Source organism: Streptomyces sp. NBC_01429, from assembly GCF_036231945.1.
In the GTDB taxonomy this organism is placed as follows: domain Bacteria; phylum Actinomycetota; class Actinomycetes; order Streptomycetales; family Streptomycetaceae; genus Streptomyces.
Genome location: NZ_CP109599.1, coordinates 6685985 through 6702488, shown reverse-complemented (window position 1 = coordinate 6702488; position 16504 = coordinate 6685985). Strand labels below are relative to the sequence as shown.

The following is a 16504-nucleotide window of genomic DNA, read 5'->3' as shown; positions in this document are numbered from 1 at the left end:
TCACGCCTCCTTCGGGTCGGTGGGGGCGCTGACGCGGTTGGCGGTCCTGGAGCGGCGCAGGGGCGGCTTGGCGCCGAGCCGCTTCGGGTCGAGCCCGGACCAGGGATGACCGCTGGAGAAGAACTTCGTGCGGGCCAGGAGCGTCATCACCGGCTTGGTGAAGAAGAACACCACGACCACGTCGAGGAGGGTGGTCAGACCGAGGGTGAACGCGAAGCCCTGGACCTTGCCCACCGTGACCACGAAGAGCACGGCGGCGGCCAGGAACGACACGAAGTCGGAGACCAGGATGGTGCGCCGGGCACGCGGCCAGGAGCGCTCGACGGCCGGGCGGAGCGTACGGCCCTCGCGGATCTCGTCACGGATACGTTCGAAGTACACGATGAACGAGTCCGCGGTGATCCCGATGGCGACGATGGCGCCACAGACGGCGGGCAGGTTCAGCGCGAAGCCGATGGCGGGCCCGAGCAGCGACATGATCGAGTACGTCAGTATGCCCGAGGCGCCGAGGCTGACGATGGCGATGGCCGCGAGGCCGCGGTAGTACGCGATCAGGTAGATGATCACCAGGGCGAGGCCGACGCCACCGGCGATCAGACCGGCTTCGAGCTGCTCACCGCCGAGCGCGGCGGTGACCGTGGTGACGCTCTGCTCCTGGAAGCTGAGCGGCAGCGCGCCGTAGGACAGGATGTTGGCCAGGTCCTGGGCGGACTGCTGGTTGAAGCTGCCGGAGATCTCGGCGCTGCCGCCGAGCCGCTGGCTCACCGAGGGGGCGGAGACCACGTTGCCGTCGAGGACGATGGCGAACTGGTTCATCGGCGACTGCTGCTGCGAGAGCTTGCTGGTGATCGACGAGAACTTCTTCGTACCCGCGCCGGTGAAGTCCATCGTGACGATCCACATGTTGCGCTGCGGGTCGAGCACGCCCTTGGCATCGTCTACGTCGGTGCCCTCCAGCTCGGCCGGGCCGAGCACGTACTTCTGCCAGGCTCCGTCCGACTCGCCACAGGCCACGATCGTGTCCTTGGGCGCGGCCCCCTGGTTGATCTCGGTGCGCTGCGCCTGCTTGCTGCAGTCGAGATCGGCGAACTTCTTCTCCAGGGCGGCCGTGGCCGGGTCGCTGGAGGCGGAAGGCGTGGGGGACGCGTCGGAGCCGGCCTTGTCCGAGTCGGAGGCGCTCGGGCTCGGCGTCGCGTCCTTCTTCAGGGCGTCCGTGACGGCCCGGCCCTGGGTGGTGGCGCTCGCGGTGGGGTCGGCCGACGCGTCGGGGTTCTCGGCCTTGTCCCCGCTCACGGAGGAGCTGGCGGAGGGAGAGGGGGAACCGCTCGGGGAACCGCTGGCCGACGGCTCGGCGGCCGGCCCGCTCGGCGCGTAGGTCACCACGGGCCGGAAGTACAGCTGGGCGGTGGTACCGACCTGCGCCCGGGCCTGCTTCTCGTTCGTACCCTTGGGGATGTTGACGATGATGTTCTTGTCGCCCTGGGTCTGAACCTCGGCCTCGGAGACACCAAGACCGTTGACGCGCCGCTCGATGATGCTGACGGCGGTGTCCATGTTGGTCTTGTTGATCGCGTTCGGCTTGCCCGGCGTGTTCTTCGCCTCGAGCGTGATGCTCGTGCCGCCCGCGAGGTCGATCCCCAGTCGTGGGGTGACATGACCGGACCAGAACATCCCGCCCGTGAGGACGACCACGGCAATCAGGAACAGTGCCAGGGTGCGGCCCGGCCTGCCTGGGGACCCCGCTTGCCTTCGGCCCTTATTAGGTGCTGCCACCTTCTCGTTTCTCCCTGTCCAACCGCCCCACGCCGGGTGTGCGCCGGAGCGGCCACGAAGTGTTGTGGGGACCCGCCCCCGCATGAATCAGCGCGATCCCGTGCCGTGGAGCGCCGCTGGACGGCGCGCAGGCCAGGACGAGACTACTTCGCGTCGGCCTCGCCGTCGGCCTTGGCGTCCTTCGCCCCGGCGTCCTTGACCTCGGCGACCTCGGCGTCGGCCTTGACGGCGTCCTTGGCCTCGGTCTTCTCCGCTTCGGCGTCCTTCGCCGCGGCGCTCTCGCCCTCGGACTTCTTGCCGAGGTCGATCCGGGCGTCGTCGGCCGCGGCGAGATCGTCGGGCCCCGTCAGCGAGGAGGCGTCGTCCGGGACGACCGGAGTGTCGGAGTCGTCCTCGCCGTGCACGATGCGGTTGTACTCGTCGTCGTCGAGCACCGAGCCGATGGCGTTCTTCGCGTACACGGCGTGCACGCCGGGCGCGACCTCCAGGAGGACCATGTCTTCGTGCACCTCCTTGACGGTCGCGTACATGCCACCGATGGTGCGGACGCCCGAACCGGGCTCCATTTCGTTACGCATCTGCGCAGCGGCCTGCTGCTTCTTCTTGGCGGACCGGGTCATCAGGAACATGGCCCCGATGAGCAGGAGGAAGGGGAAGAGGGCGGCGAGACTCACGGGAGGGAACTTCCTTCGCACGACCGCGCTGTCGAGCGGCCTGATATACGGGGGTGGGCATGCCGACCTGTAGGTGCGGCATCGGCGGAGTCTAAGCGAGTCCGCATCATTGGAACAACGCCCAGCGTCGCACCGGGGTTCCTGACCGTATCCGCTCCCGTGTGCTCAGGCCCCGAACAGACCCGTCTGTCCCCCCGCGCCCGGGGGGTACGGGGGTGTGAGCCCCAGGTGTGCCCAGGCCGCGGGCGTGGCCACCCGGCCACGCGGAGTGCGCGCGAGCAGTCCCTCGCGTACGAGGAAGGGCTCCGCGACCTCCTCCACCGTCTCGCGCTCCTCCCCCACGGCCACCGCGAGGGTGGAGAGGCCCACGGGCCCGCCGCCGAAGAGCTTGAGCAGGGCCCGGAGCACCGCGCGGTCGAGCCGGTCGAGCCCCCGGGCGTCGACCTCGTACACCCCCAGGGCCACGGCTGCCACCTCGCGGGTGATGTATCCGTCGGCCTTGACCTGGGCGTAGTCCCGCACCCGGCGCAGCAGCCGGTTGGCGATGCGGGGCGTACCCCGGGAGCGGCCGGCGATCTCCGCCGCGGCGTCGGCGTCGATCTCCAGGTCGAGCAATTGGGCCGAACGGTGGATGACGCGCTCCAGTTCGGCGCTCTCGTAGAACTCCATGTGGCCGGTGAAGCCGAAGCGGTCGCGCAGCGGGGGCGGCAGGAGGCCGGCCCGGGTGGTGGCGCCGACCAGAGTGAAGGGCGGCAGCTCCAGCGGGATGGCGGTGGCGCCGGGGCCCTTGCCGACGATGACGTCGACCCGGAAGTCCTCCATCGCCATGTAGAGCATCTCTTCCGCGGGGCGGGACATCCGGTGGATCTCGTCGAGGAAGAGGACCTCCCCCTCCTGGAGGGAGGAGAGGATCGCGGCGAGATCGCCCGCGTGCTGGATGGCGGGTCCCGAGGTGATCCTGATCGGCGCGTTCATCTCCGCCGCGATGATCATGGAGAGGGTGGTCTTGCCCAGTCCCGGGGCCCCGGAGAGCAGTACGTGATCGGCGGTGGCGCCGCGCGCCAGGGCCGCCTTGAGCACCAGGTCCAGCTGCTCCCGCACCCGCTCCTGCCCCACGAACTCGCCCAGCGACTTGGGGCGCAGCGCCGCCTCGACGGCCTGGTCCTCACCGTCCGCGGACGCGCCGACGAGCCGCTCGGCCGCGGCGTCGGGCGCCTCGGTCTCGCTGCTGGTGTCGTCCCAGTTCACTCTGATTCACCTCGGGGCGTAGGACACGGGAAGGGCTGCCGCCGGACGGCCGGTGCCGGGGGCCGGCGGGCGTGGCTCAGCGGGTGCGGTTCAGGCTCTGGAGGGCGGCGCGCAGCAGCCGGGGCACGGGCGGCTCGGTGCCCTCCGCGAGCGCGGCCTCGGCCTGGGGCGTGACCAGGGCGACGGCGTCGTCGGCCTCCCGGGCCGCGTATCCGAGGCCGATCAGCGCGGCGTGCAGCTGGTCGCTCCAGGAGGCGACGGGGCTGCCGGTGGACTGCCGGCCCACCGTGGCGCCGACCGGGGCGCCGAGCCGGTCCTTCAGTTCGAGCAGCAGCTTCTGGGCGCCCTTCTTGCCGATGCCGGAGACGGCCGTCAGCGCCTTCTCGTCGCCGGTGGAGACCGCCAGGCGCAGCGCGTCCGGGCTGTGCGCGGCGAGCATCGCCTGCGCGAGCCGGGGGCCGACGCCGCTGGCGCTCTGGAGCAGCTCGAAGACCTGGCGTTCGTCGTCGTCGGCGAAGCCGTACAGGGTGAGCGAGTCCTCCCGGACGACGAGGGAGGTGGCGAGCTTCGCCTCCTGGCCCACGCGCAGCGCGGCGAGCGTCCCCGGGGTGCACTGGACGGCCATGCCGATGCCGCCGACCTCGACCACGGCCGTGGTGGGGGCGAGGGCGGCGACCGGGCCGCTGACGAAGGCGATCATCGCGTGACCTTCCGTACGGGTGCGGTGGTGGGGATGCGGGACGGGCGGGCGGCAGCGTGGGCCTGCTGGAGGCGGTTGATCGCCGGGGCGCGCCAGATGTGGCAGATGGCGAGCGCCAGGGCGTCCGCCGCGTCGGCCGGCTTGGGCGGCGCTGACAGCCGCAGCAGCCTGGTCACCATCGCGCCGACCTGGGCCTTGTCGGCACGCCCGCTGCCGGTGATGGCGGCCTTGACCTCGCTGGGGGTGTGCAGGGTGACGGGGATGCCGCGTCGGGAGGCGCAGAGCATGGCGACCGCGCTGGCCTGGGCGGTGCCCATCACCGTACGCACGTTGTGCTGGGCGAACACCCGCTCCACCGCGACGAGTTCCGGCCGGTGCTCGTCGAGCCAGGCGTCGATGCCGCGCTCGATGGCGACCAGCCGGGGGCCGATCTCCTCGTCGGCGGGGGTCCGGACGACCCCGACGCCGAGCATCGTCAGCGGACGGCCCGCCACCCCCTCCACGACCCCGATCCCGCACCGGGTCAGGCCGGGGTCCACACCCAGTACCCGCATCGCACCCCTCCCTCGGTCATATGTTCCCGCTGATCAGCACAGTATCGGTCACGACTGACAACGCGCCGGGCAGACAGGCCGACGGGCCGATGGGAGGGAGTCTCCCGTCGGCCCGTCAGATGAGGCGGTGTCAGGCGTCGACCTTCTCCATGACGTCGTCCGAGACGTCGAAGTTGGCGAAGACGTTCTGTACGTCGTCGCTGTCCTCAAGGGCGTCGATCAGCTTGAAGATCTTGCGCGCGCCGTCCTCGTCCAGCTCGACCTGCATGGTCGGTACGAAGTTGGCGTCGGCCGAGTCGTAGTCGATGCCGGCCTCCTGGAGCGAGGTACGGACGGCGACCAGGTCGGTGGCCTCGCTGAGCACCTCGAAGGACTCGCCGAGGTCGTTGACCTCCTCGGCGCCGGCGTCCAGGACGGCACCCAGGACGTCGTCCTCGTTCAGCTCGCCCTTGGGGACGATGACGACGCCCTTGCGGTTGAAGAGGTAGGAGACGGAACCCGGGTCGGCCATCGAGCCACCGTTACGGGTCATGGCGACGCGGACGTCGGAGGCGGCGCGGTTGCGGTTGTCGGTGAGGCACTCGATGAGCACCGCGACGCCGTTGGGGCCGTATCCCTCGTACATGATCGTCTCGTAGTCGGCGCCGCCGGCTTCGAGACCGGCACCGCGCTTGACGGCCGAGTCGATGTTCTTGTTCGGAACCGAGCTCTTCTTCGCCTTCTGGATGGCGTCGAAGAGGGTCGGGTTGCCGTCGACATCGGCGCCACCGGTGCGGGCCGCGACCTCGATGTTCTTGATCAGCTTCGCGAAGAGCTTGCCGCGCTTGGCGTCGATCACGGCCTTCTTGTGCTTCGTCGTAGCCCATTTAGAGTGGCCGGACATCTGCCTGTCTCCTTCGCGTAACCAATTCTGCTCCGTTCGGCAGCGATCCTACCGGGACGCGGTCACCGTGCGGAGCGCACCATGTCGGTGAAGAAGCGGTGCAGACGATGGTCGCCCGTGAGTTCGGGATGGAACGACGTGGCGAGCGCGCCGCCCTGCCGCACCGCGACGACATGGCCGCCGTACTCAGCGAGCACCTCCACCCCGGCGCCCACCGATTCGACCCAGGGCGCCCTGATGAAGACGCCCTCCACGGGCCCCCCGGCGACTCCGGCGACCTCCACGGCCGCCTCGAAGGACTCGTTCTGCCGGCCGAAGGCGTTGCGGCGCACGATCATGTCGATCCCGCCGACCGTCTCCTGACCCGAGCGCGGATCGAGGATCTTCTCGGCGAGCATGATCAGCCCGGCGCAGGTGCCGTACACCGGCATCCCGCCGCCCACGCGCGTGCGCAGCGGTTCCAGCATCCCGAAGAGCACGGCCAGCTTGGACATGGTGGTGGACTCGCCGCCCGGGATCACCAGCCCCTCGACGGCGTCGAGTTCCCCGGGCCGCCGTACGGTCCTGGCCTCGGCGCCCGCCGACGTCAGCGCGGCCAGGTGTTCCCGGACGTCGCCCTGGAGCGCCAGGACCCCGATCACCGGTGCGGTCATGGGCGCTTACCAGCCACGGTTCGCGTAGCGCTCGCCCTCGGGCAGGGTGTCGCAGTTGATGCCGACCATCGCCTCACCGAGGTTGCGGGACGCCTCGGCGACGACCTTGGGGTCGTCGTAGAACGTGGTCGCCTTCACGATCGCGGCCGCGCGCTTGGCCGGGTCGCCCGACTTGAAGATGCCCGAGCCGACGAAGACGCCTTCGGCGCCGAGCTGACGCATGAGTGCGGCGTCGGCCGGGGTGGCGACACCGCCCGCCGAGAAGAGCACCACCGGCAGCTTGCCCAGCGCGGCGACCTCCTTGACGATCTCGTACGGGGCCCTCAGCTCCTTGGCCGCCGCGTACAGCTCGTTGTGGTCGAACCCGCGCAGCCTGGCGATCTCGTTCTTGATCTGGCGCAGATGCCGTACGGCCTCCACCACGTTGCCGGTACCGGCCTCGCCCTTGGAACGGATCATCGCCGCGCCCTCGCCGATGCGGCGCAGCGCCTCACCGAGGTTGGTGGCGCCGCAGACGAACGGCGTGGTGAACGCCCACTTGTCCGCGTGGTTCACCTCGTCGGCCGGGGTCAGCACCTCCGACTCGTCGATGTAGTCGACACCGAGCGACTGGAGGACCTGCGCCTCCACGAAGTGGCCGATCCGCGACTTGGCCATCACCGGGATCGAGACCGCGTCGATGATGCCCTCGATCATGTCCGGATCCGACATCCGGGCGACGCCGCCGTCCTTGCGGATGTCGGCCGGGACCCGCTCCAGCGCCATCACGGCCACCGCGCCCGCGTCCTCGGCGATCTTCGCCTGCTCGGGCGTGACGACGTCCATGATCACGCCGCCCTTCAGCTGCTCGGCCATGCCGCGCTTGACGCGCGCGGTGCCGGTCGCGGTGGGTTCTGTGGTCGTGGCGGGGGCGGGAAGCGTGGTGGACACAGAGCGACCTCACTGGCTGAAAACGGTGGAATTCTGCAGGACCAGAGAACTCCCCGGGACCAGTCCACAGCAAGGGCCAATGCACAGCCGGTGGATCGTTCTGCTCGGGCCGCGTCAGGTCCCGGGCCGGTCGGCCAGCGCGACGGGCGGCTCGTCGTCCATCTCGAACGCGAGCGGGAACGGAGCGTGGCCGGCGAGCCGGAACCAGCGCACCTTGCGGTGCCGCCGCAGGGCGCGGGCCGCGCGTACGGCGTCGTTGTGGAACCGCCGGGCCATCGGCACGCGCCGTACCGCCGCGGCGAGTTCCCCGGCGGCCTCCTCGCCGCCCGGAGCCTCCTGCACGGCCTCCACCTGCGCCTGCTCCCCGAACACGGCCCGCAGCGCCTGGCTCAGCTCGCTCTCCGCCACCTCCCGCTGCTCCTCCTCGGCCTGCCGGGCGGCGTGGGCGGCCTGGTACAGCACGATCGAGGCGGCCGGATCGAGCACGCCCGAGGTCGCCAACTCCTGCGCGACGGAGGCACGGCGCAGCAACTGGGCGTCTAGGGCGGCGCGGGCGGCGTCGATACGGGTGTGCAGCCGGTCGAGCCGTCCGGCGGTCCAGCTGAGGTACAGCCCGATCGCGATGACGGCGACGACGATCCAGACGAGGGTAGAGGTCACGACGGGCAGGCTACGTGGTCGCCGTCCGGCGGTGCGCGGTGCGCCGTCCGGCGGGGGGGGTGCGGTGCGGGGTGGGGGGCTGGGTGCGGTGGTGGTGCGGGTGGTTCGTTGTGGTGCGGGGGCCGGGGCACTCCGGAGGCGCATGTCCGGACGACATGCTGTGCTTTTCCGGGGGACACCCCCGGCCCCCCGTACGCCGCGTGCGGGCCTGTGCCTCAAGTGCGGGCTGCCGAGCGGAACAAATCACGCTTTATTGTCCGGACACACACCTCCTGCGACCCCGGCCCCCTCCCGCCGGTGAGCCCGACCCCGCACCGCTGATGGGAATGGGGCGGGCGGGTGCGGGCCGGTGGGCGGCCCCCACGTCTGTGGCGGGCGGGGAAGGGGGGCCCGCAGGGGGTGCGTCCGGGACAATAAAGCGTGATTTGTGGCGCACACGACCCGCAGGAAAGCACCTGGCCTGCACGCGCCGTACGGGGGCCTGGGGGTGTCCCCCAGACAAGCACAGCATGCCGTCCCGGATGTACCCCCGGAGGGACACCCGGCCACCACCCGCACACAACCACCGGCCCCCGCCAACACCGCACCCCGCCGCCGCAAGACGGCCCCGCGGGAAGCTCAGAGCCCGAACCTCGCCCGCAGCCCGGTCCGTTCGTCCGTCGCCACCGACGCCGCGCCGTCCGTCACCGTCTCGTACACCGCCAGAATGTCCGCGCCCACCGTCGACCAGTCGAAGCGCCGTACGTGCGCGCTGCCCCGCGCGCGCAGCTCCGCGCGTCTGCCCGGGTCGCCGAGCAGCCGTACCGCAGCGCCGGCGAGCGCGTCCGCGTCCTCGTTGGTGAAGAGTTCGCCGGCGGCGCCGTGGTCGAGGACCTGGGCGAACGCGTCGAGGTCGCTGGCGAGCACCGCCGCGCCCGCGGAGAGCGCCTCGACCAGGATGATGCCGAAGCTCTCGCCGCCGGTGTTGGGCGCGATGTAGAGGTCGACGCTGCGCAGCAGCCGCGCCTTGTCCGCGTCGCTGATCATGCCGAGGAACTCGACGCGTTCGCGCATCTCCTCGGGCAGGCGCTCCACCGCTTCCTTCTCGTCGCCGCGGCCCGCGACCAGCAGCCTGGCCCCGGGGTGGAAGGCGAGGATCTTCGGGAGGGCTCTCATCAGGACGGGCAGGCCCTTGCGCGGCTCGTCGATGCGGCCGATGAAGCCGATGGTGCCGCCCTGCCAGGCGGGGTTGGCGTCCGCCTCGGCGAAGAAGTCGACATCGACGCCGTTGGGGATGACCACCGCGTCGCCGCCGAGGTGTTCGACCAGGGTCCGGCGGGCGTACTCGCTCACGGCGATCCGGGCGCTGATCTTCTCCAGCGCGGGCTGGAGGATGGGATACGCCGCGATCATGGCCCGGGAGCGCGGGTTGGAGGTGTGGAAGGTCGCGACGATGGGGCCCTGCGCGGCCCAGCAGCTGAGCAGTCCCAGGGAGGGCGAGGCGGGCTCGTGGATGTGGATGACGTCGAAGGTGCCGTCGTGCAGCCAGCGCCGTACCCGCGCCGCCGACAGGAAGCCGAAGTTCAGCCGGGCGACGGAGCCGTTGTACGGCACGGGGACCGCGCGGCCCGCCGAGACGACGTACGGCGGCAGCGGCGTCTCGTCGTCCGCCGGGGCGAGGACGGAGACCTCATGGCCGAGCCGGATGAGGTGCTCGGCGAGATCTCTGATGTGGAACTGGACTCCGCCCGGTACGTCCCAGGAGTACGGGCAGACGATGCCGATCTTCACCGGGGTCCCCCGCCCGGGCCGGTCGCGCCGGGTTCGAGATCCGTGAGCCACAGACGTTGCAGCATGTGCCAGTCCTCCGGGTGCTCGGCGATTCCGGCGGCGAAAGCGTTGGCCACCGCCTGTGTCATCACAGACGTCTTCTCCGCGCGGGTACCTGTCCCGGGGACCTCGATGGCTGGATACACCTGTCCGCGCATCACCGGCGAGCCGTCGAACCAGAGCGCGGCCGGCAGCAGCAACGCCCCCGTCTGCTGGGCGAGCAGCGCGGGGCCTGCGGGCATGGTGGCGCGGTCGCCGAAGAAGTCGACCTCGACGCCGGACGAGGACAGATCGCGGTCGGCGACCAGACAGACCAGGCCGCCGGCGCGCAGCCGCCGGGCGAGCAGGCCGAAGGCCGAGCCGCCGGTGTGCGGCAGGACCTCCATGCCGAGGCTCTCGCGGTAGGCGACGAAGCGGTCGTAGAGCGTCTCGGGCTTGAGCCGTTCGGCGACCGTGGTGAACGGCACGTCCCGCGCGCGGGTGAGCCAGGCTCCGGCGAGGTCCCAGTTGGCCATGTGGGGCAGTGCCAGGACGACGCCGCGCCCGGTGGCGAGACCGTCGAACAGCAGGTCGATGTCCTTGATCTCGACGCCGTCGGCGACCCGCTGCCTGCTCCAGGACGGCAGCCGGAACGACTCCATCCAGTAGCGGGTGTACGAGCGCATGCCGGCCTTGGACAGCGCGGCCAGCCGTTCGGGCCCGGCGTCGGGCACCACGCGCGCGAGGTTGGACTCCAGGCGCAGCACGCTCTTGCCGCGCCGCTTCCACAGGGTGTCGGCGACGGTGCGTCCGAGCGCCGCGGCCACGGGTTCGGGGAGCTTCTTGACGGTGCTCCAGCCGATCCCGTAGAGCGCGTCGGTCACCCGGTCGCTCAGGGCGCTCATGGCGTGGCCCCACTCCCCCGCGTGGTGCTCCCGGAGCCCTTCCGCGGGCCTTCCTGGCGCTCGGCCTCCGCGGCGGCGGCCGCGTCGGCCTCGGCGGACTCCCGCCGTACCGTGACGACGCGCTGGCCGAGGGTGACGACGCTGCCCGCCGCGACGATCCACAGGGCGATCGGCAGCAGGATGTCGATGCCCGGGACGCCGAAGGCGTGCAGCCCGGCGAGGCCGGCCGCGACGAGCGAGATGACGAGACGCTCCGCGCGTTCGATCAGACCGTTGACGGCGACGGGCAGCCCGATGGACTCGCCCCGCGCCTTGGTGTACGAGACGACCTGGCCGCTGGCGAGACAGAAGATCGCCACGGCGCACAGGGTGATGCTGTCCCCGTTGCCCGCGTACCAGAGCGCGAAGCCGGCGAAGATCGCGCCGTCCGCGACCCGGTCGAGGGTCGAGTCGAGGAAGGCGCCCCAGCGGCTGGTGATCCCCGCCTGGCGCGCCATATTGCCGTCGACGAGGTCGGAGAAGACGAAAATCGTGATGACGATGGTGCCCCAGAAGAACTCCCCGCGAGGGAAGAAGGCCAGCGCACCCGCCATCACTCCGGCCGTACCGATGAGCGTGACCGCGTCCGGACTGACTCCGCGACGGAGCAGAAACGCGGCGAACGGTGTGAGGACACGCGTGAAGAATGCACGCGCGTACTTGTTCAGCATGGCCTTCCCGAGGTTCGGCGGTGCCGCGCGGCCCCGACGGCCACCGGCTGGCCCATCGTAGCCACGACCGTCGTACGCCACCGCCGGGTACCCGTGCCACGGCGCCGCGTCCGACGTATGGACGCGCCATGACCGGAGTGCGAAGCTCGAAGGACCGAAGCTCGAAGGATCACCGCGGGCATCGCCGGAGCCCCGCCGTGAGCGGCTCCCCCGTCGGCCCGTCTCTCTCTCCGGCTCCTCACCGTGGAAATGATTCGGGAGGCAGGAAATCATGGGCGACAAGGCACGTACACACCCCGGGGCCGCCGGCAGGGCGGTGACGGCCGACGGGCCCGCCTCCGTGCGGAACGTGGTGCTGGTGGGCCACAGCGGCGCGGGAAAGACCACGCTGGTGGAGGCGCTCGCGCTGACCGCCGGGGCGGTCGGCCGGGCGGGCCGGGTCGAGGACGGCGCGACGGTCTCGGACTACGACGAGATCGAGCACCGCCAGGGGCGTTCCGTACAGCTCTCCCTGGTCCCGCTGGAATGGGGCGGCTGCAAGATCAATCTGCTGGACACCCCCGGTTACGCCGATTTCGTCGGCGAACTGCGGGCCGGGCTGAGGGCCGCCGACGCGGCCCTCTTCGTCGTGTCGGCGGCCCAGGAGGCGGACGCCGTGGCGAGTTCGGCCCGTGCGGTCTGGGAGGAGTGCGCGGCGGTCGGCATGCCCCGGGCCATCGTGGTCACCCATCTCGACACGGCGCGCACGGGCTTCGACGAGATGGTCGGTGTCTGCGGGCGGATCTTCGGCGGCGACGACCCCGACGCCGTACTGCCGCTGTATCTGCCGGTGCTGGGCCCGGAGGGGCCGGACGGGCACGCTCCGGCCACCGGTCTGGTGGGACTGCTCACCGAGCGGATCTTCGACTACTCCGGCGGGGAGCGCCGGGAGGATCCGCCGGACCCGGGCCGGCTGCCGCTGATCGAGGAGGCGCGCGGCCGGCTGATCGAGGGGATCATCGCCGAGAGCGAGGACGAGACCCTCATGGACCGGTATCTGGGCGGCGAGGACGTCGATCTCAAGACGCTGGTCCAGGATCTGGAGAAGGCCGTGACGCGCGGCGCCTTCCATCCGGTGCTGGCGGCGGCGCCCGCGGCGCCGGGGGGCCGGCAGGGACTGGGCACGGTCGAGCTGCTCGACCTGATCACCGGCGGTTTCCCGAATCCGCTGGAGCGCCCCGCGCCCGCCGTCACCGCGCCGGACGGCACCCCGCGCCCCGCGATCAGCTGCGATCCCCGGGGCCCGCTGGTCGCTGAGGTGGTGAAGACGGCCTCCGACCCGTATGTGGGCAGGATCTCGCTCGTCCGGGTCTTCTCGGGCACCCTGCGGCCGGACGGGACGGTGCACGTGTCGGGGCACGGGGCGGCCGCCCGTGGCCACGCGGACCATGACGCCGATGTGCGGATCGGCTCGCTCTCCTCGCCCTTCGGCAAGCAGCAGCGGGTGCTGGCGCACTGCGTCGCGGGCGACCTCGCCTGCGTCGGGAAGCTGGCGGACGCGGAGACCGGGGACACGCTGTCGGCGGCGGACGATCCGCTCCTGGTGGAGCCCTGGACCATGCCGGACCCGCTGCTGCCGCTCGCGGTGGAGGCGCACGGCAAGGCGGACGAGGACCGGCTCTCCCAGGGGCTCGCCCGGCTGGTCGCCGAGGATCCGGCCATGCGGCTCGAACAGAACCCGGACACCGGCCAGCTGGTGCTCTGGTGCCTGGGCGAGGCACACCGCGAGGTCGCGCTGGACCGGCTGCGCGGCCGGTACGGGGTCCAGGTCGACGCCGTGCCGTACCGGGTCGCGCTGCGCGAGACGTTCGGGGAGCCGTCGCGGGGGCGCGGCCGGCATGTGAAGCAGTCCGGCGGGCACGGACAGTTCGCCATCTGCGAGATCGACGTGGAGCCGCTGCCCGCCGGGTCGGGCATCGAGTTCGTGGACCGGGTGGTGGGCGGCTCCGTGCCGCGTCAGTTCGTCCCGTCCGTCGAGAAGGGGATACGGGCCCAGGCGGCGCGCGGGGTCGCGGCGGGTCATCCGCTGGTCGACATCCGTGTCACGCTGCGCGAGGGGAAGGCGCACTCGGTGGACTCCTCGGACGCCGCGTTCCAGACGGCGGGCGCCCTGGCCCTGCGCGAGGCGGCCGACGGGGCGCGGATCGATCTGCTGGAGCCGGTCGCGGAGGTGCGCGTCATGGTTCCGGACGAATTCGTGGGGCCGGTGATGAGCGATCTGTCGGGGCGGCGCGGCCGGGTGGTCGGCACCGAACAGGCGGGGCCGGGAAGGACCTTGGTCAGGGCCGAGGTGCCGGAGCTGGAGATCGGCCGGTACGCGGTGGATCTGCGGTCGCTCTCGCACGGCACCGGACGGTTCGGCCGGTCGTACGCGCGCCACGAGCCGATGCCCCCGGGCGTGGCGGACCGGCTGCCCGCGGAACAGCGCCAGGGAGATCAACATATCAACGCCTGAGGGAATAACGCCTGGTTGACCGGGCCGCCCGCTGTATTTCCAGATTCCGGGCGGCTCTTGGGCACAGGTCGTGGACATGTGGCGTAGACCCGCCAACTCCCCTGACGCGGACGGCATGGCACGGTTACTCTGAGATGCCCAGCTCCGGTAAGTGTGCGGGGCACGCGGGCCGGGAAGTGACCGCGGCAGCGGAACCGTGCGGTGAGGGGGCGGCAAGTGGCCAACGATGTATTCGACTTCAGCCCAGGGGCGCAGATTCCGCTCCAGGGTTCGGCGGGGCAGACGGCGGCCACCCAGGCCCTCGCCTCGGCGGCGTATCGGGACAGCCCGATGGAGGAGATCCTCAAGGCCGACAACGACTGGCACAAATCGAAGGTCTCCAAGGGCAAGTTCACGCTCTTCGAGCCCAATCTCGGCGAGGCGTTCTCCCGCGCCGTGCAGCTGCGGACGCTGGGCGGCGGCCGGGGCGCCCTCATCCAGTCCTTCGGGATGGCGCCGCAGACCGTCGTCGAGCACTGTCTGGCCGCGACCCACATCCGCAAGGAGCGGGACAAGCAGCTCACGGCGGTGACCGTGGTGGCCGGGGTGATCTTCCTGCCGGGGCTGCTGGTCTGGCTGGGCGTGTTCCAGCTGCGCCGTACCCTGGCGGGCGCCAAGGACCGGCGGGCCGGGGCGATCGGCACCGCGCTGCTGGCGGCGGTCGCCGTGCTGGCGGTGCTCCTCCTGGTCAAGCTGCCGCTCGACGGCGTGCTGAACTGGTATCTGCGCGGGATGATCGTCGTCCCGGTCATCGGCTGGTGGCTGGCCAAGCGCATCTGCGAGGCGGCGGCGCGGGATCTGCGCGACCGCTGGAGCGGGCTGCTCTCCGGCGGCGGTACCGGTGCCAAGATCCCCGAGGCGGTCCCCGGCAATCCCGGCGACTCCACCCGCGAGGAGCTGCGCCTCGGCCTGGAGAAGCTGGGCGCCGAGCAGCAGTCCAATGTGGTCTTCTACGCGGGCCCCAAGGGAATACTGGGCATGGGCACGCGCTGGGGCAGCTGGCAACTCGCCGAGGAGCTGGTTCCCAAGGACCCCGAGAAGGAGATCCACCAGTTCCGCAGCTACGACGTGATACGCGCGATCCACGACCAGATGAAGCTGCTGGAGCGCGGCCCGCTCAACTCCGGCGGTTTCCCGACCCCTTCGGTCAAGCACTGGGTCGTGGCACCGGTCGGTGAGGGCGCCGCCTCTGTCTCCAGGCCGGACGGCGCGGAGGTCGAGGCGTACCAGGTCAAGAGCCACGAGATTCAGCGGATCTGCAATCACCAGCAGTTCGGGAGCGGCAATCGCCACTATCTCGGGGTGCAGTTCACGCTCTGGGACAGCCAGCTGGTGATCACCATGATGATCTCGGTCACCGTCCTCCACGAGACGCTGCGCATCGAGGTCTCCGGCTATGCCCTGGGGCCGGTGCACTCGCTGTTCTTCTCGAAGCCCTCGCCGAAGAGCGTCACGCGCGCCAAGACGGTCCGCTTCTGGGAGACGACCTCCCGGAATCTGCCCCTGGTGGAGCCCCGCGAGGCGGTCCGGCTCGCGGTGCGCGCGCCCCTGACCTGGTATCCGCCGGTCCTCGACTTCCTCGGCGGCAAGCTGTCGCTGCCCGAGCCGTTCGGCATGCGGCACGCCTGGGCCGAGCAGCCCTGGCGCCACCGCTTCATGGCCGACGACGCGATGCGGGCGGCCACCCCGGTGCTGCGGGTCGCGCACAACGCGGCCATGCGGGTGCTGGACGAGCACGGCGTGAGCACGGCGGGCTTCAGCAGCCGCTCGTCCTCGCTGATAGGGGCGGTACAGGACCCGTCACCGAAGAAGATCGACGCCTACGACGCGTAGTGCGCGGCGCGGCGGCCGCACCGGTCGGCCGCCGCGCAGGACGGCCGTTACGACTGCTGCGGCCAGGCGTCCGCGAGCATCGCGCGGGTGTCGGCGAGCAGTTGCGGCAGCACCTTCGTATGGCCCACCACCGGCATGAAGTTGGTGTCGCCTCCCCAGCGCGGCACCACATGCTGGTGCAGATGCGCGGCGATCCCGGCGCCGGCGACCGCGCCCTGGTTCATCCCGATGTTGAAGCCGTGCGCCCCGGACGCCTTGCGGAGCGCGGTCATGGCGTGCTTGGTGAACAGCCCCAGCTCGGCGGTCTCCGCGTCGTCCAGCTCGGTGTAGTCGGCGACGTGCCGGAAGGGCACCACCATCAGGTGCCCGCCGTTGTACGGGTAGAGGTTCAGCACCGCGTACACCCGCTCACCGCGGGCGATGACCAGTCCGTCCACATCGGACTTGGCCGGGATGGAACAGAAGGGACAGCCGTCGCCCGCGCCCGGCCCGGTGGGCTTGTTCTCGCCCTGGATGTAGGCCATCCGGTGAGGCGTCCACAGGCGCTGGAACGCGTCCTGGGTGCCCACTCCGATCTGCTGCTCCGGCTCACTCGTCATGCCGTGCAGCATATGACTTGCCTCCCCCGGAGCGTGTCGGCGGCCCGGTCCCGGTGACCCA

The 16504-nt window shown here is 71.3% G+C and carries 15 protein-coding genes; 2 read left to right on the top strand and 13 right to left on the bottom strand.

Annotated elements, in window-relative coordinates; all coding sequences use genetic code 11:
* From secD to pgsA, 12 genes are all read right to left on the bottom strand, one after another.
* Window positions 1-1773: a protein translocase subunit SecD gene (gene secD / locus OG627_RS29625; protein ID WP_329070267.1), complete on the bottom strand. Its 1773-nt coding sequence runs from the start codon at window positions 1771-1773 to the stop codon at window positions 1-3.
* 143 nt (window positions 1774-1916) lie between these two features.
* A complete protein-coding gene (gene yajC / locus OG627_RS29620) occupies window positions 1917-2447 on the bottom strand; it encodes a preprotein translocase subunit YajC (RefSeq protein ID WP_329070265.1) in 531 nt (176 codons plus the stop codon).
* 165 nt (window positions 2448-2612) lie between these two features.
* Entirely contained in the window at window positions 2613-3695 is a 1083-nt protein-coding gene (gene ruvB, locus OG627_RS29615; RefSeq protein ID WP_329070263.1) for a Holliday junction branch migration DNA helicase RuvB, read from the bottom strand.
* A gap of 76 nt (window positions 3696-3771) precedes the next feature.
* A complete protein-coding gene (gene ruvA, locus OG627_RS29610; RefSeq protein ID WP_329070261.1) occupies window positions 3772-4395 on the bottom strand; it encodes a Holliday junction branch migration protein RuvA in 624 nt (207 codons plus the stop codon).
* A complete protein-coding gene (ruvC, locus tag OG627_RS29605) occupies window positions 4392-4949 on the bottom strand; it encodes a crossover junction endodeoxyribonuclease RuvC (protein WP_329070259.1) in 558 nt (185 codons plus the stop codon). The genes ruvA and ruvC overlap by 4 nt, the downstream gene beginning before the upstream one ends.
* 130 nt (window positions 4950-5079) lie before the next feature.
* Window positions 5080-5832 carry a YebC/PmpR family DNA-binding transcriptional regulator gene (locus OG627_RS29600; protein ID WP_329070257.1) on the bottom strand — a complete coding sequence of 251 codons (753 nt, stop codon included), beginning with the start codon at window positions 5830-5832 and terminating at the stop codon, window positions 5080-5082.
* Between the two features lie 62 nt (window positions 5833-5894).
* A complete protein-coding gene (pdxT, locus tag OG627_RS29595) occupies window positions 5895-6485 on the bottom strand; it encodes a pyridoxal 5'-phosphate synthase glutaminase subunit PdxT (protein ID WP_329070255.1) in 591 nt (196 codons plus the stop codon).
* Window positions 6486-6491: 6 nt separating this feature from the next.
* A complete protein-coding gene (gene pdxS / locus OG627_RS29590; RefSeq protein WP_329070253.1) occupies window positions 6492-7415 on the bottom strand; it encodes a pyridoxal 5'-phosphate synthase lyase subunit PdxS in 924 nt (307 codons plus the stop codon).
* Window positions 7416-7529: 114 nt separating this feature from the next.
* Window positions 7530-8075 carry a hypothetical protein gene (locus OG627_RS29585; protein WP_329070252.1) on the bottom strand — a complete coding sequence of 182 codons (546 nt, stop codon included), beginning with the start codon at window positions 8073-8075 and terminating at the stop codon, window positions 7530-7532.
* A 618-nt stretch (window positions 8076-8693) separates the two neighbouring features.
* Window positions 8694-9845 (bottom strand): glycosyltransferase family 4 protein, encoded by a 1152-nt coding sequence (locus OG627_RS29580; RefSeq protein ID WP_329070251.1) that lies wholly within the window; start codon window positions 9843-9845, stop codon window positions 8694-8696.
* A complete protein-coding gene (locus tag OG627_RS29575) occupies window positions 9842-10768 on the bottom strand; it encodes a phosphatidylinositol mannoside acyltransferase (RefSeq protein ID WP_329070249.1) in 927 nt (308 codons plus the stop codon). The genes OG627_RS29580 and OG627_RS29575 overlap by 4 nt, the downstream gene beginning before the upstream one ends.
* Window positions 10765-11478, bottom strand: coding sequence for a phosphatidylinositol phosphate synthase (gene pgsA / locus OG627_RS29570; protein WP_329070247.1), 714 nt, complete (start codon window positions 11476-11478; stop codon window positions 10765-10767). The genes OG627_RS29575 and pgsA overlap by 4 nt, the downstream gene beginning before the upstream one ends.
* 271 nt (window positions 11479-11749) lie before the next feature.
* On the opposite strand from pgsA, the gene OG627_RS29565 reads away from it, so the two are divergent.
* Together OG627_RS29565 and OG627_RS29560 are read left to right on the top strand one after the other, a co-directional pair.
* A complete protein-coding gene (locus OG627_RS29565) occupies window positions 11750-13972 on the top strand; it encodes an elongation factor G-like protein EF-G2 (RefSeq protein ID WP_329070244.1) in 2223 nt (740 codons plus the stop codon).
* A 216-nt stretch (window positions 13973-14188) separates the two neighbouring features.
* Window positions 14189-15844: a hypothetical protein gene (locus OG627_RS29560; protein ID WP_329070243.1), complete on the top strand. Its 1656-nt coding sequence runs from the start codon at window positions 14189-14191 to the stop codon at window positions 15842-15844.
* A gap of 47 nt (window positions 15845-15891) precedes the next feature.
* Here the strand turns inward: OG627_RS29560 and OG627_RS29555 are convergent, their stop codons facing one another.
* Window positions 15892-16455, bottom strand: a complete 564-nt coding sequence (locus OG627_RS29555) for an HIT family protein (protein ID WP_329070242.1) — start codon at window positions 16453-16455, stop codon at window positions 15892-15894.
* Window positions 16456-16504: the final 49 nt, after the last annotated feature.

Excerpts from the sequence above, each read along its gene's own strand:
- ruvA (WP_329070261.1), bottom strand. The coding sequence starts at position 4,395 with ATGATCGCCTTCGTCAGCGGCCCGGTCGCCGCCCTCGCCCCCACCACG.
- ruvC (WP_329070259.1), bottom strand. The coding sequence starts at position 4,949 with ATGCGGGTACTGGGTGTGGACCCCGGCCTGACCCGGTGCGGGATCGGG.
- OG627_RS29600 (WP_329070257.1), bottom strand. The coding sequence starts at position 5,832 with ATGTCCGGCCACTCTAAATGGGCTACGACGAAGCACAAGAAGGCCGTG.
- pdxT (WP_329070255.1), bottom strand. The coding sequence starts at position 6,485 with ATGACCGCACCGGTGATCGGGGTCCTGGCGCTCCAGGGCGACGTCCGG.
- OG627_RS29575 (WP_329070249.1), bottom strand. The coding sequence starts at position 10,768 with ATGAGCGCCCTGAGCGACCGGGTGACCGACGCGCTCTACGGGATCGGC.
- pgsA (WP_329070247.1), bottom strand. The coding sequence starts at position 11,478 with ATGCTGAACAAGTACGCGCGTGCATTCTTCACGCGTGTCCTCACACCG.
- OG627_RS29565 (WP_329070244.1), top strand. The coding sequence starts at position 11,750 with ATGGGCGACAAGGCACGTACACACCCCGGGGCCGCCGGCAGGGCGGTG.
- OG627_RS29555 (WP_329070242.1), bottom strand. The coding sequence starts at position 16,455 with ATGCTGCACGGCATGACGAGTGAGCCGGAGCAGCAGATCGGAGTGGGC.